The sequence below is a fragment of the Caballeronia sp. LZ003 genome (assembly GCF_031451465.1).
Taxonomy (GTDB): Bacteria; Pseudomonadota; Gammaproteobacteria; order Burkholderiales; family Burkholderiaceae; genus Caballeronia.
Map to the genome: position 1 here is coordinate 1 of NZ_JARUXJ010000248.1, position 16,022 is coordinate 16,022.

Annotated in this window: 6 protein-coding genes and 1 pseudogene; 1 reads left to right on the top strand and 6 read right to left on the bottom strand. The window is 60.6% G+C overall.

The genetic code is table 11. The features are described 5' to 3' along the window. Positions 1–289: integrase core domain-containing protein (locus QCE79_RS37760; protein ID WP_309853860.1), on the top strand; the 289-nt coding region annotated here is incomplete at its 5' end. Positions 290–422: 133 nt separating this feature from the next. On the opposite strand, the gene QCE79_RS37765 is transcribed toward QCE79_RS37760, so the two are convergent. From QCE79_RS37765 to QCE79_RS37785, 6 genes and pseudogenes are all read right to left on the bottom strand, one after another. Continuing rightward, on the bottom strand, positions 423–1,001 hold the full coding sequence (locus tag QCE79_RS37765) for a hypothetical protein (protein WP_309853863.1): 579 nt from the start codon (positions 999–1,001) through the stop codon (positions 423–425). A 445-nt stretch (positions 1,002–1,446) separates the two neighbouring features. Continuing rightward, a pseudogene (locus QCE79_RS39685) lies at positions 1,447–1,515 on the bottom strand (hypothetical protein); the annotation flags it as partial. 19 nt (positions 1,516–1,534) lie between these two features. Next, complete coding sequence (locus tag QCE79_RS37770) at positions 1,535–2,716, bottom strand: polymorphic toxin type 22 domain-containing protein (RefSeq protein WP_309853866.1); 1,182 nt, start codon at positions 2,714–2,716, stop codon at positions 1,535–1,537. A 346-nt stretch (positions 2,717–3,062) separates the two neighbouring features. Next, the gene (locus QCE79_RS37775; protein WP_404989508.1) at positions 3,063–12,848 is read right to left on the bottom strand and encodes a hemagglutinin repeat-containing protein; all 9,786 of its coding nucleotides are present in this window, start codon (positions 12,846–12,848) and stop codon (positions 3,063–3,065) included. Between the two features lie 751 nt (positions 12,849–13,599). After that, the gene (locus tag QCE79_RS37780) at positions 13,600–15,027 is read right to left on the bottom strand and encodes a hypothetical protein (RefSeq protein ID WP_309853872.1); all 1,428 of its coding nucleotides are present in this window, start codon (positions 15,025–15,027) and stop codon (positions 13,600–13,602) included. Positions 15,028–15,229: 202 nt separating this feature from the next. Further along, on the bottom strand, positions 15,230–16,022 hold a 793-nt coding region (locus tag QCE79_RS37785), incomplete at its 5' end, for a type VI secretion system baseplate subunit TssF (RefSeq protein WP_309853875.1).

Here is a 16,022-nt window from a genome sequence, read left to right on the forward strand (position 1 = left end):
GGACAACGGCTCTGCCTACATCGACCACCGTACGCGCAGCTTTGCCCGCGAGTTGGGTCTGGAACCGTTGACGACGCCTGTTCGTTCGCCGCAGAGTAACGGTATGGCCGAGTCGTTTGTGAAGACAATCAAGCACGATTACATTGCCTTTATGCATAAGCCTGATGTGCCAACAGCGCTCTCACATCTGGCTGGCGCCTTTGAGCATTACAACGAACGCCACCCGCATAAGGCACTGAAGTACCGTTCACCCCGGGAGTTCCGGCGAACCGCTGCATCATCAACTTAACGGTGTCTGCGTGTCCTGAGTTACAGGGGCAACTCCATAAGGAGAGCACGCCCCGCCCGCGATGTGCACCGCAGTCCGGTACGCGTCACCCTCGTCCCACTTTGTCGCCTACGTGGTCAGGCGGGTCGGCTTTTCAGTCCTTATCCTTACCATAATGTCTAACGAGGCCGTCACGCCATTCGCTGACTAATCGATTGAATGGAAAGCGATCACTGTATCCGGCGCCAAGTAGGTCACTGACCGGCCGCGAGTCGAGTTGCTGCAACGCCCGTTCATACTTCGTAAGGTCAGCAGAGTTGCGCAAAGAAAGGACCGCAACTTCGTTGCTTTTCTCACAGTAAATGCACCATGCGCCTTTCTCCGATGAACAGGCATAGCGATCGACGTCGAATAGCCAGCCTCTTTGAGGCCCACCTTCGCGTAACGCATCGTCGTAGTCGTGCTCGCCGCTTCCGCCATCAATGAACAATGCGTCAACGACGTCTGTCTTGAGCTCGTTCGATCCATCAACATTGATCATGCATGCAAGTTTCGCGGATTCGACCGCTAGAAGTGTGCGGACGATCTCGACAAAATTTGACTCGAACATGCGATCCGATTCGAAGAATCGAAAGGTGCCCCAAGCCGCAGAAAACACACTTTTTGGAAGCAGAGCATCGAAATCTAAAGCTTGCTTCAAATTAGCAACCGCGCTCAATTGAGCTGGATTCAAATCGCTTAGTTTCAGGTTAGCCCGCATATCACTTGCCCTTAAGGTTGAACTTCGCGGAGGCCCCGCCCGGCCCGAACTATTGGGCTCCCGCTTCGTCAGTGCTAGACCGAGTGTAGATCGTGTAGGACAGACCCAGCTCAAAGCTGGGTTTGTCGTTTAGGCTTGCTAACTCAGAACCTTTTCAACGACCAAGTAGCCGACGCACGCCATAGCCGCCGCCACGAAAGCCAATATGTGATTTTTCTTTCTTGCCCGCGTGAATGACTTCAGAAACAACAAACCCAGCGCGAAGGCTGGGTTTGTTGTTTAACTAAAGACGAATTTTCTAACCAGAACGCAGAGAAACACCGTCCAGAACACGATAACCGCTCCGATGTAAATTCTCTTTGAATTCTTGCTCATCTTTGCCCATGTCTTATCATCGGGCCCGCCTGGCGCAACCATATCAATTCCCCTTTGGTCCTGAGACTGGAACGGAATGACTGAAGGGCGAAACGCCGAACGAGGTTGACCCTGGACTTGCAACGCCGACTTCAAGAGCAGTACTTCCGCCATATGCATGAGGCGTTCACATCAAAGGGCGTGGGGATCGATACATATCCCTGAGCCCCATCGCCATTCATAAATGAATTTGTCCCTGCAGTAGTTCTATCTCCGAATATCCAACCAAACGAAGCTACGCCACTGGGCCTTATCGATATCGATCCGGGATTACTCTGTGTAACCCCTCCAGCTGCATACGTAGTTCCGTCATGCAAATTAACGCTCAATCCAGCACTTGCTGATAGTGATCCAGAGCCAATCGTGGCGTAGTCTGGCGCAAGTCCACGCCCATATTCACCAAACCCCGCCGAATAATCCCCCGTGTTAAAGCTCGGCGAGAACGGCCCATACGGATCAATCTTCGGCGTTGCGGCCTGGCTTGTTGACGTACCCCAGCTATACGGCGAGTTTGAGCCGCCCGTCGACCGCATAATCAAATCTTGTACGGACTTTGGTGGTGTTGCCAACATCGACGGATCTTGCACCAGATAATTCCCCGTACTGTCCGTCACCAGCCTCGTGCCCGTCGTGTCATAGACCGCATTCTTCGGCGTATCCGCGTTCAGCGGAACCACAACACCGGTTGACGCGTACTCGCCGTACTGACTATTGTTTGCCGCGCGCATTGCGTTCTCGACCTGCGCCTCGGTGATCGGCGAGCCATCGGCGTTCGTCAATCCTTGCGCCTTCGCCTGAGCCGCGATCTGCTGCGTCTTTGTCTTTTCTTGCGGATGCAACTGCCGATTGTAAAGATCAGCGTTCGACGCCATCATCGCCCCCGAGCCGCCGCCAACGGCAGCACCCGCGCCTGTCGCAATCACATTCGCAATGATATTCCCGAGTGCCTTGTCCGCATCTGCGTTACCCGTCGCGCTCGAAGTGGCGATAGCTTCGCTCAAATCGTTCAACTTGCCTGCCGCCGCCGCTGAGATACCCGCGCCCGCAGCGCCGCCCGCGATACTACCACCACTAAGACCGGCAACCGCCGCCCTGCCCGCGATGTGCATCGCGATCCGGTACGCGCCCCCTTCCTTCCACTTATCGGCCGTGTCCTGATCGCCCGCAGCGTCCGCTGCCTGCTTTTGCCGATCCGCATAGTTGCCGATCTGCGTCGCCACCGTCTGCGCCACGATTGCCGCTGCCTGCTGCGTGCTCGCCTGTTGATTCAGCAAGTTCGACAGATCCGGCAACTTGCTTACCGTGCCATTCAAGTCGGCCGTGTCACGGTTCAGACTGGCCCGTGACTCGCATTCGGCTTGTCGAACTGTGGCTCGAATGGGCCGGGTTCAAACCGCACAGCCGCGTGCGCGTTCAAGTTGAGAACGGCAAGCTCATCAATACGCCTGCTAGAACAGCTCCAGCAACGAACCCGGGCTCAGCCGAGCGCGTTGCTTTAGCGGAAGAAGATGTTTTTGAGTACCACGTACACAATGAACCCCATGATCGCGGTGAACAAACACCACCAGATGATTTTCTGTGCTCGCGTCTTAGGCACGGATGTTATTGATGGTCCCATAGTTACCACTTAATTCCAGTTTTTCCTTGGTCCACAGTGTAACCCCAACCAACTGAGGCAGGATTATCAGTTTTGCCAACGGTTGTACCAGCCCCGAAACCGACTACCGTTGCGGTTCCGTTCCCGGGCGAGATCATAATTCCGCCGCCGAAACCACCATAGAGCGCGGACCCACCACCAGCGTATCCGCCTGCAAAGTTATTTGTTTGCCCAGGACTCACATGACCAGCATTTAGATATCCGGCAGAAATGCTCACGCCAGCCCCGACCGGATTCGGAATTCCCATATTCAACCCGCCGCCAATAAACGAATTCCCATCGCGCGTGAACGTTCCCCATACACTACCCACAAAATAATCAAGCTGGAAGTTCACGAAGTCCGGCGCACGAATCACTCCCAGATTGGAACCCGTGGTCGTCGGCTGGTACGATAGCCCACTACCTTGCGCGCCCTTGGCGATGTAAGCCTGCAAACTCGGATTACCCGGACCTACGCTCTGAGTCCAAACTTGCTGTCCCGCCTGATTTACGCCATAAGGCTGCCAGTCAGTTCCATCTTGCGGCTGCGCGCCAGTCGCAACCCGAACACCGCCTGATTCCGTCAGACCGTTCACCTTCAGATTCATCTGCGCCATCTGATCTTCGATCTGCTGCTCGGTGTACTTGCCGCCGCTCTCGTCGGCTAGCTTCTTGGCCAGCGTCTTTTCCTTCGCCGTGCTGTCCTGATGAAGCTGCCGATTGTAAAGATCAGCATTCGACGCCGTCATCGCCCCCGAGCCGCCGCCAACGGCAGCACCCGCGCCTGTCGCAATCACATTCGCAATGATATTCCCGAGTGCCTTGTCCGCATCTGCGTTACCCGTCGTGCTCGAAGTGGCGATAGCTTCGCTCAAATCGTTCAACTTGCCCGCTGCGGCCGCTGAGATACCCGCGCCCGCAGCGCCGCCCGCGATACTACCACCACCAAGACCGGCAACCGCCGCCCCGCCCGCGATGTGCATCGCAATCCGGTACGCGCCCCCTTCCTTCCACTTATCGGCCGTCTCCTGATCGCCCGCCGCCTCCGCTGCCTGCTTTTGCCGATCCGCATAATTGCCGATCTGCGTCGCCACCGTCTGCGCCACGATCGCCGCTGCCTGCTGCGTGCTGGCCTGCTGATTGAGCAAGTTCGACAGATCCGGCAACTTGCTCACCGTGCCATTCAAGTCGGCCGTGTCACGGTTCAGACTGGCGATGTCCTGCTTCTGGTTCGCACCATCCGTGATCGTGATCGTTCCCGCGCCGATCGCGCTCTTCGTCGTCGCCGTCTCGTTGCCGCTGTCGTGTTGCGAGATCATCGGCGACACACCGCCACCATCGGACAGCGACGTCACACCGTTAGCCTTCGCGCTGCTGGATCCGCCCATCGACCCACCCGCGCTAAACCCGCTGCTCTTCGCGTTGTAGTTCGACGCGTTCGTGATGTCGCTGAACGTCAGCGTGCCTGTCGTCAATGCGTTCCTGCTTGCATCCGCATCGCTGGCGATATAGCCGCCCTTCAGATCCGTATTGCCCTTCACGTTGATGTCAAAGCCACCCGCGCCCGCGTGAATGCCAGACTGCTCCTCAACCCCCGCGTAGTCGCCATGCGCATCGCCGTGCTGCGAACTGTAGCTCGCGCTGCCGCCTGCCTGACTGATGCTCACCCCCGCGCTCTGGCTTTCCTGATGCGCCGCGCTATGGCTCGTGTCCTGCACGCTCGCGATGTTCAGGTCGCCACCGATGAGCGCCGACACTTGACCACCATCGACCGTTGCGCCCTTGATGTTCGTGTCGCCTCCCGACACGATGCTCACGCTATTCGTGCCGCTGATATGCGTGTTGGTCTGCGCGGTCGAGTCCGAGTTCGCATCGCCGTGCGCTTTACTGCCCGCTGCCTCGATCCCGTAGCCCGATGACCCATACGACACCCCGATGCTGCCGCTCTTCGATTCGTTATTGCTGCGCGTGCTGTCCGTATCGGTCGAGTTGCGCAGGTTGACCTGATTGTTCGCGGCAAGCACCACGTCGCTAGCGTTGACGTTCGAGCCCGCGATCGTCACGTTGCCGCTGCCCGACGTGCCGTTACCCGTTGCCACGAACGTCGCGGTACCGCCCGCCGTGATGCTCGAACCGTTACGTTGGGTACTGTCTTCGGTGAAGGTCGACTTGCTGCTCGACGAGCCCGCGCTCAATTCCACCTTCCAGTCCGGCGTCTTACCGCTGGCCAAGGGACTCGCCCCATTGATCAGACTGCCGCCTGCGGCAAGCGCGTGTAGCGTGTCCACGCGCGCATTGCCCGAGCCACTCCCCGCTGCTTGCGCCTGCTGACCCGCGGTCTGGATCGCATCGATCACCGAGGACTTGAACGCCAGCGTCACGCCCGAGCTGTGCATCTCGTGCGTCTCGTCATGATGACGATCGGTCTGCGAGGCATCGACGATTACCTCCGCGCCCGTGCCCGTCACATTGCCCGCTGCGAGCACGTCCGAACCCGTGATGTGCAGCGTGTTGCCCGCCTGCATCGTCACGTTGCCCGTGGTGCTGCCAATCAGGCTGCCTTGCGCGCTCTTGTTTGCATCGTTGACCGTATCCTTATTATCGACGGTGCCGTAGGAAATACCCACGCCCGCCGTGCCAAACCCCGTCTTCTTCTCTTCGTGGAAGTGGCTCGACTGGTTGATGTCCTGCGTCGTCGTAACCGTCAGATCGTGGCCAGCCACCAGACTGACATCGTTCGTGGCGGCCACCGTCGAACCGGCGATCGACACGTCATGCCCGGCGTTGATGTTCACCGAATCGCCCGACACCGTACTGCCCACACCGATATTCGCGTGCGCGTTCTGCACGTCATCGGTCGTGGTCTTCTTGATGACACTGCCGCGCTCCGAATGCACATCCGCGTAACGATCATGCTCTTCGCGCGCTTCGTTGAGCGTCACGTCGCCCGTGGACACGATGCCCGCCGCGCCCGTGTCCGCCGATAGAGACGAGCCCGTGAGCGTCACATTGCCTTGGCTCTTGTCCGTGCTCACCGCCTTGAGCGTCGCGTTGCCCCCTGCGCTAAAGCTCGTGCCAACCGCTTGCTCATCGTAGTCATGCCCGACGCGCTTGTCACGGTCATCGGTCGCGACGTTGTCGGACTTCAATGCGTTCGTCACCGTCGTCGCGGTGAGATTGCCGCCCGCCACCACCGTCATGTCTTTGCCCGCGCTCACCGACGCGCCCTTGAAGGTCATGTCGTTGCCGCTTTGCATCGCCAGACTGCCGCTCGCGCCGATGCCGCTCGTCTGGTTGACGAGCGTGTTCTCTTCCCAATGATGATCCGCGCTCTTCGTCACCGATTGCGATGTGCTCGACTGCACCGCATCCACGACGATGTCATTGCCCGCCGTGATCTGCGCGTCGCCGCCCGCGTTGAGCGTCGCGCCATGCACCGTCAGATCGTGGCCCGCCGCGACCATCATGTCGCCCGTCGATTCGATCGCGCCTTGCGCGCCCACCAGCGTCTGCGTGACCTTGCTGTTGCCTGCGGCCGAACTCACGCCCACCGTATCGACAAGCGTCGTGTTGACGATGTCATGTCCGGCCAGCACCGCCACGCGATTGCCGCTGATACGACCCGATGCATTCACCACATCGTTCGTGGCGGACACCACCGTCGTGCCGTTGGCCGATGAGCTGCCGATGCTGCCGCCACGGTTCAAAATGTCCGTTGCGCTGATCACCGTCTGCGTGCCGCCCTTGATCACGCCGCTATTGGTCACGCTGCCGGTGGCGTGAATCTCCACATCGTCCGCGGCAATGAGCGCGCCGCTCGGCTGCAAATCATTCGCGTGCGCCTGCGCCAGATACACCACCGGAGCCAGCACATGCTGCGTCGCGCCATCGGGCAAGGTCACGACCTGATCCACCAGCCATACGATGTCGCTCGTGAGCGCATCCATCTGCGCGGCGCTCAACGCCAGGCCCGGCGTCAGATTGAATTCCTTCGCGTAGTTCACGCCATTGGTCATCAACGCGCGATACTCGTCCTCGTTACTCGTATAGCCTTGCAAGTACACACGGCCCGTGAGCTGCGTGATTTGATTGCGGATCAATTGCACTTCATACAAGCCATCGCCCAGACGTTTCTCGGTCTTCGCCGGATCGAGGTTCAGCGCCTTTAACATGTAGTCGCTGGAGATGAAGCTGGCATAGCTCGTCAACCGCGGATCGGTCGCGATCAGATACGCCGCGCTCGGCGACGTGTCGATGTGATAAAGGCCGCTGGTGGGCAGCGTGATGGTCATCGCGCCCGTGGGACCCGCGACCGATTGCGGCGCATCGATCCGCGCGCCGTTGCCCGTAGCCGCGCTCGTGGCGGGGCCGCTGGCATCGCTCACTGTCGACGATGCGCCGCCCGCCGCGTTCACGCTCGCCGCGCTGCCGCCCGAGACTGGCGCCATCGCCGTATTCGCGCCAAGCGTGCCGCCGGTGGCGCCGGTGGCCGAATTGGCCGCCGCCACGTTGACGTTGTTCACATCCAGCGCGTCGATCACAATCGCGTTGTTGGCGATGATCGTGCCACCCGTGCCGCCGAACGCAACCGGCGCGAGGACGATCGACGGCTCCTTGACCTTGCCGACATCCTGACCGATGTCCACGTTCCAGGCGTAAGTCGATTCGATGTCCTGCCGCTGATATTGATAAAGCGTCTGCCCGATGTTGTTGACGATCGTCCCGGCGATGTTGCCGTTGCCGCTCGCGTCAATCGTGCCGTTTTGTACTGCGCCGCCGATGCGGATCGCATCGCCCGCCGCAATCGCGCTATACGCGTTGTTGATCGTGCCGACGTTGGCCAGCGTCATCGTGCCGCCCGCGAGCAGTTGAGCTTGCTGGGCTTGCGTGCCGCTTATCTGATCTTCGCTCTTGGTGGTCGTCGTATCGCGCGCGATCTCCACGCGCTCCCAGCCGTTGTGTGCGTCGTCGCGTGTCGGATATTCGCTCGCCGGGTCGTAATTGATGTGCGGATCGTAGGCGTCCCAGAAGACCACCGTGATCGTTGCGTCGGAGTTTTTGGTGAGCGTGTTGTAGTAGATCGTGGTTGGCGTGCCGTTCACGTTCACGACCAGCACGCGATCGACCGCGTTCGCGCCGTCACTGCTCGACACCACGTCCGCGTCGCTAAAGGTGCGCGTGAACGGCGTCTTATAGTCGTTCCAGTTCGAGCATGAACCTGAGTAGTTCGTCGCGCATCGGGTGTATTTCTGACGCTTCGTCTGGTGAACGGTGTCCACATCGGTCGTCACTGTTTCAACCGTCACCGCCGCACGCGTGTTGTTGAGCGTATTCGCCGCAACCTCGATATTGCCTTGCGCCTCGATCGTCGATTGATCGTTGGTCACCGTGTTCGCGCGATTCGCGAGCACGCCGTTGGCGTCGCGCGTGGCGTCGCCCGCGATGTCGATGTCGCCCAGGCTGAACACGTTCGCGCCTTGCGTGTTGCTGATATCGCCCGACGAATACAGGTTCAGTTGCGAAGCCGCCGCCATCACCGCCGCCGCGCCCGTGTTCATGATCGATTGCGTGCCCATGAGCGTCACCGTATTGCCGATGATCGTCGCGGTATTCACGAGCGTCGCGCTCGTGGTCGTGACCGTGTCGCCTTCGATACGGCCTTCGTTGGTGATCGCATTCGCCGCGTTGAGCGTCGTGCTCGCCGAATTCAAATCCGCGAGCGCCTGATTGTCGATGTTCCGCGCGTTCACCGTCAGCGCGTTGACCGCTGCAAGCGTGCCCTGATTGGCGAAGTCGCCGGTCGTCGTGAACGTCAGATCGTGGTTCGCCTGAATCTGGTTCACGCCATCGAGCGTGTAATCGCCGTTGATCGTCACCGCGCCATCGTTGCCCGCGATCATGCGGCCGTCGCCCGTGAGCGTGTTGGTCACAAGACTTAGATTCTGGTCGCTGCCGATCGCGCCATTCTGGTTCGCGAGCATGCCCGTGGCGATCGACACGCTGCCGCCGCTACCCTGATCGTTGCCGATGCGGCCGTTTGTATTGTCGATCGAGGCCGCGTTCAAACCGAGCGCGCCGTTTGCGTGAATGGAGCCGCCCGCGTTCAGCAAGGCGGCGTTCGCACCGTTCAACGTCAAGGCGTTCGCGCCCGAGAGCGTCGCGTTCGTGTTGTCCGCCCACTGCGCGAGGTTGAGCGCGAGGTCGTGCCCGGCGAGCACTTGCGCGCCGTTCGTGTTCGACAGCACTTGCGCGTTGAGCGTCACATCGCCATTGCCGCCGATGGTGCCCGCGCCCGCCACGCTGTCCGTATTGCTATTGGTGATCGACGCCGCGTTCAGGGTGCTCGCGCCGCTGCCGGTATTCGCGATGCGTCCGTTCGTGTTGTCGATCGATGCGCCCGCGACGCTCAAGGCCGCGCTATCGCCATCGGCTTCGATCTGGCCGCCGGTGTTATCGATCGCGCCCAGAGCGCCTAGCGACACGCCCGTGTTGCCCTGAATCAACCCCGCGCGATTCGTGAAGCCGCTCATCGATTGCGCCGCAAGCGCGCCGCCCGCAACCAGCGTGCCGCCTGAATTATCGACGCTCGCGCCCGAGACCGATACATCGCCATTGCCGCCAATGAAGCCGTTGTTCGTGTTCGTCAGCGCAGCGCTGGCCGTGACCGTGGTCGCGCCCGCGCCGCCATTGGCGATTGAACCGTTGTCGTTGGTAATCGATTGCGCCGTCACGGCTAAACTATTGTTCGCTTGCAGCGTGCCGTTCGTGTTGTCGAGCGCGCCCGTGTCGTTGATCGATACGTTTTGCGCGCCCACATAACCGCCCGCGCGGTTGTCGAGCGACGCGACATCGAGCGTCGCCGACGTTTGCGCGGCAAGCGTGCCGCCCCGGTTCGACAGCACACCGCTCGTCACGGCAAGCGCGCCATTGGTCGCAATCGTGCCGCCGGTGTTCGAAAGCGAACTCGTGCTCACGGACAGCGTGCCATTGCCCGAACTGGCGATCGTGCCATTGTCGTTGACGAGCGCGGCCGGCGCGAGCGTCAAATCCGCGGCATTGGTTTGAATCGAGCCCGAGGTGTTGTCCAGCGTGCCCGACACGATGAACGCAGTCGCGCCGGTCCCGGTTTGCGTGATGCTGCCGCTCCGGTTCACGAGATCGAATGCCGACAGCGCGAGCTGATTGCCCGTGATGGTGCCTGCATTCGTGAGCGTCGTGCCAGCCGATACCGTGATCTCGCCGTTCGCCGCGAGCGTGCCGCTGTTGAACACCGTCTGCACGGCGCTGGCGATCAGGCTCTGCACCGCGGTGATCGAGCCCGCATTCACGAGCTGCCCCGCCTGCGCGATGACACTCCCATTGCCGCCGATCGCGCCATTCCGTGCGTTGTTCAACAAGCCCGCGACGTCCAGCGCCACGCCGCCCGTGCCGAGGGACGCGATACTTCCACTCGTATTGTCCAGACTGCCCGCGCGCAACGAAAGCGCACCGCCCGCCTGCATCGCGCCGCCTTGATTCGATATCGCGCCACTGACGTTCTCGACGAGCGCGCCGTTGGTCGCAATCGTGCCGCCGTTATTTGACAGACTGCTTGTCGTGATCGACAGCGCGCCTGCGCCCGCGCTCGTGATCTTGCCGTTGTCGTTCAGGATCGCGGCGGGCGCGAGCGTCAGGTCGGGCGCGTTGGTCTCAATCGTCCCGTTGGTGTTATCCAGCGTGTTCGAGACCGCAAGCGTGGTCGCGCCCGCGCCGGTCTGTGTAATGCTGCCGTTGCGATTGGCGAGGTTCGCCGCGGTGAGCGCGACCTGGTCGCCGGTGATCGTGCCACCGCTGTTATCGAGCGTCGCGGCGCTCGCCCTCACCGTTTGACCGGCTGAGAGACTGCCGGCGTTTGTCAGCGTCGTGCCGGCCGATGCGCTCGCGTCGCCGTTCGCCGCGAGTGTGCCAAAGTTGACGAGCGCTTGCGTGGCGCTCGCCGTAAGGTCTTGCACCGCGGTGATCGATCCGGCGTTCGCAAGTTGACCCGCTTGCGCGATCACGTTGCCGTTGCCGCCGATCACACCGTTCTGCGCGTTATTCAGCAGCCCCGCGACATGGATGCTCAAGCCATCCGCGTTGAGCGACGTGAGATGGCCCGCGCTGTTATCGAGGCTATCGGCGCGCATGGAAAACGCGCCTGCGGCTTGCATCGTGCCGCCTTGATTCTGCACCGCGCCGGCGATGTTCTCCGTCAGCACATCGCCGGCAATCATTTGGCCATTGCGATTGGAAAGCGCGCCTGCGGTGATCGTCTGTGCGCGGCCCGATTTCAATGCGCCATTGTCGTTGGTCAGCGTGCCGGCGGCCTTCGCCGATAGGCTGCCGCCGGCGGTCGTCGTCGCGCCCGTCAGGTTGATGTCGCCCGCCGTTGCCGCGAGCCCTAGATCGCCGTTGGCCGTGCTCGAACTGCCCGCCAGATTCACCGCTGCGCCCTGAATCGTCGCATTGCCGCCCGCGGCATTGCGCCCGTTGGCGGCGATTGCGCCGGTCGAACTCACCGTCAGATTGCCCGACTGAGCGATCGAACCATCGACGTTCACGCCCGCGCCAAGCGTGCCGGTCGACGAAACGCCGCCCGCGTCGAGCGTGGCGTTCTGTTGCGCGGCGAGCGTGCCGCTGTTGGTCAATGCGCCCGATGTGCTCGCATTGACGTTGCCTTGCGCGTAGGTCGTGCCATTGTTGTCGATGCCTTGCGCCGCGCTCGCATTGATGTTGCCGCTCGCGTTCGTCGTGCCCGCTAGAACCAATTTGCCGTTGGATTGCAGCGTCAAGTCGCCGGCTTGCGCCGCGAGCACGCCTTTAGTCGACACGCCCACGCCGTATTCGTTGCTGACTAAAAATATGCGGTTGGCATACATGCCGCCCAATGCACTCACGTCAATCGCAACCGACGGCGCCGGACCGTTGCCAGCGATAGGCGTCGCGGCGAGCGTGTTGTAGTCGATCTGATTTGAACCGGCAATCGCGTTCAGATTGTTGGCGTACACCGCCGCATTGATTTGAATTGCTCGGGATAGCAAATCAACCTGATCGACGTTGGTGGCATTTAACCCCGCGCCTTTCACGGTGATCGTCCCGCCCGTGACATTAAAGCCCGCGAGACTGCCGTTCGGCCCATAATTCGGCGTGCCGGTGGTGAGAATGGTGCGCGAGGTATTGATGAAGCCAGCGCCATCGATGACCAGGCCATTCGGATTGGCGACGACCACCTCTGCTTTAGGCCCCGCAACTTCCAAATACCCATGCAGTTGCGAAGGCGCATTGCTCATCACCTGATTGACGATGATCTTTGCTGAATTGCCGGGCGTCAAATTGCCGTTACCACTGATATAACCAGCCTGTTGCGTCTGGATACTGACGGGCGAATTATTGAGAATCGCGCCTTTCGCAGGCACGTCAAATTGTGAAAAATTATTGGTGGAGACACCGCTCCCGCTCGGTCGCGCGATATTCACCTGATTCAAACCATTCTGAGTTTGAATGACCTGCGCGCCAGAGCCTGGCGCTGCGACGATCTGTGCAAACGTCAGCCCGGAAACCGAACCGAGCAGCAGCATGGCCGCCCAGGCCATCGCGCTAAAAGCTGATTGAAACACCGAGGCCGCTCGTGCGCGCCGCGCAACGCCTTCTCCCTGCGCGGCTCCGCTGCCGTGTGCCGATGCAAACTCAGCCACCGCAACCAGCATGTGTCGTACGCGATTGAAAACTAACCTGTAGTAATGCTTATTCATTTGCTTATTGTTTTAGATCTTTCGAGAATGCAGCTCACGCCCAAGGCGGAAGGCCGCTATTTACGCGCAAACTAACCGTTTGTAACAATCGGAATTCTCTGACTTTGAGCGAGCGCCTTGACATTCAACAAAAGTTCTGCCCTGCGAAGCGCTGGTCGATCGATAACAAGGAGTCGTCTTTGTCCGACGCGTCGAGGCAGAGTAAGCACGGCCAGCAAGACGGTTTCTTGGCGGTTCAAGTCAACCCGTGCAATCGTCGTGGTGGTCACGGATCACCGTCACCAACGACGTGAAGCGCTCCTCGCCACGCGTTACATGCAGGTCATTCGGAGGTGATTTGCAAAACGGCGTCGATGATGTTCACCGCGCTGTCTTTCTTATAGTCGATCGCTTGACGCCGTGCTCGCGTATAGAGCGCGACGCTCGTGGATTATCTTGCGTCGTCAGAACGGCAAACTCCATGGCGGGAAAAGCGCGGTAAATGTTCTCGAACAGCACCGCGTTTGGGCACCGTCGGGCATGCTTAAATTTATGGCGAGCACATCGCACACGTGCTGCTTCAGCACATGGACGAGCTCAACAGAGGACGTAGCCTGGCCAACCAAGCCGATTTCGTATGCTGTCTTAGCGGCTGCGCCACGCAGAAGAAGATGACCGGATGTGCGTCCGCGATGATGGTTCGAATGCAGGGCACGTCGAAAAACCGCAATGGAAGATAAGTAGCAAGCGCCCCGCCCCGAACGAACAGCGCCTAGACGCTGACAGCCGACGGTGTATCAGGCAGCTCCTTCGGCGCTACGGACTTCGGTCCTGGCACCCCTTCCGCCATGGCGACCGCCTGATATCGTCGCTTCGAGTTTTGATGCAGACAGCGGTCCAAAATCGCGCACTGCGGACACCACGTTCCGCTGATGACCTGGTACGCACGCGCGGACCAGGCGTGCCCTCGACCGCATAGCCACTGCACCCGATCATGCGACGAAACAAATGAGTTCGACAGGCAGTCGCCGCCGCGCGCCTGCGCCAGTTCCTTCATGTCCGTGAGCGTGTACTTACGACGACCACTGCAATATGGACACCAGCGCGCACGGTTGGTGATACTCTGCGGAGCCATCTGCCATTGATGCCCTTCGCGGCATTGCCACATGAGGGGTGTCGCGGCTGTCACATACCGGGCTGACAGGCACTGTCCGCCCCGTTGCGTCGCAAGCTCGCGCATTCGCCCAATGCTCTCTTGCCCTCGGCGTTCTTGTGAACACTGCGTGCACCAGTACCTCGCCGTAACGGAAGGCGTGGCAAACCAGGTATGATCCGCGACGCACTGCCACTGCAGTTTTTGTCGGGAGTCGACGTAGACTTCCGAGAGGCATTTCCCGCCACGAGAATGCGCCAGCGCCTGCATGCCGGCGATCGAATGACGGTGGCCGCTGCAAAACGAACACCACTGCCCTCGCTGCGTTTGTGTCGCACTCGCCTCCCACGTGTGCCCCTGGGCGCATTGCCATCGCAGCAAGGTCCTGGCATTGTCATAGCGCTCTGACAAGCAATGCCCGCCTCGCTCGGCGGCAATCTCACGCATTCGTCCGATGCCTGTGCGGCGACGTTCGCGTTCGCAATGTGGGCACCAGTGACCGCTGCGCACAATGGCAGCCAACGATTCCCACTCATGGCCGCTCGCGCAGCGCCACCGCAACTTTTGATGTTTGTCGGTATAAGCAGCCGAAAGGCATTGTCCGCCGCGCCTTGCTGCAACGTCACGCAATTCGTCTATCGTGCTGCGCCGCCGGTCGAACAAGCACCGACGACACCAATGGCCCTGCCGGACCGTCGCGGGCGGCGCCTCCCAGCGGTGCCCAGCGGCGCATTCGAACAGCAGCGGCGTCGTACCGTTGACGTAACGCTCCGACAGACAGTGCCCGCCGAATTTCGTCGCCGCCTCTTGAACGTCTTTCAATGTCGCCTTCGTGCGTTCATATCCGCAGAGCTTGCACCACGTCCCGCACTTGATGCTGTTCGGTACGGCAAACCACTGGTGTCCCTCCGCGCATTCCCATTCTAGGCGTGTGTTCGCGTTGACGTAATGCGTAGACAGACAGCGTCCTCCACGTGTCGCTGCGAGCGCGCGCATCGCTTCGATGGTCAGCGGCTTGGGGCCACCACGCTTCTTTTGTTGCGTCATTCGCATAGGTTCAGCATGCTTCATCAAACCACCAGATGTGATTTCGACCGCCGTATATCGTGGAGCGCCAACGATGTGGCGAACGAGACCGAGCCGATCGGCGTGTCGAGCCCAGCGGGTATTGAGCCGTCAACCAAGAGTGACTTGGCAATTCGCGCGCACGGGCAGCGGTCTTGCGGGTATGACAGGCCACGTCGATTCATCAAAATGGCGCGCCCTCGAATTCCATCGGCGGATAAAGCGTCTCTTTGTCGTCGATTTCCAGCATCAGACGCAGCGCGTGTTGAAAGCTTGCGTAGCGTCCGACGAAGCGGCTGAGTACGTCGCCGAAGAGCGCCGCATCGCCCGGTCCGTCAAACGCTGTCGCATCGAGCCGCACATGAATCCAAATCTCAAAGCGCATAGGCCCTTTATCCATGCTCTGATGCTCGGCCAGTCGCACGTCTTGAATTGCGTCGATGCGCCGTTTGATGCTCTCGTCTGGCGACCAGTCATAGAGTTCCAGCGCCTCACGAAGCACCGGCGCGCCGCCAATTCTGATCATGTTTAACTCGTTCGCGCAGCCCGCGGTGTAGTGTCCCAGCACACGCCAGTCATACTCCGGGTGATAACGCGGAGGATAAAGCGGCAAGGTCGGTGCGGTCAGATTGCGCACCGACGCAATGCCGGTGAAACCTGACACGGTCTCGGTGATCGTCGCAATGGCCAGCGCCATGCGCGGCAGGCGGCCGTTGTTGGCGAGTGCGCGCACCGTCAGATAGCCGTCCGGTCGAGGGCGACTCTTGTCGCCGGGTGCGTCGGCATGGAAACGCTCCCAGAGTGAGCCCGAGAGCGTCACCCAAAGTTCGCGCCCGGTCACGCCAAAGCGCATCGCGGTATGGAAATAACGCTCTGGTTTCTCGTACTGCAGCGTCCAGCCGCGATGGCGAAAGCTCGTGAAGGCGCTATATGCGTGACGTGCGCTGTCCTCCGGATCTGCGGCGGTCACTGCGAGC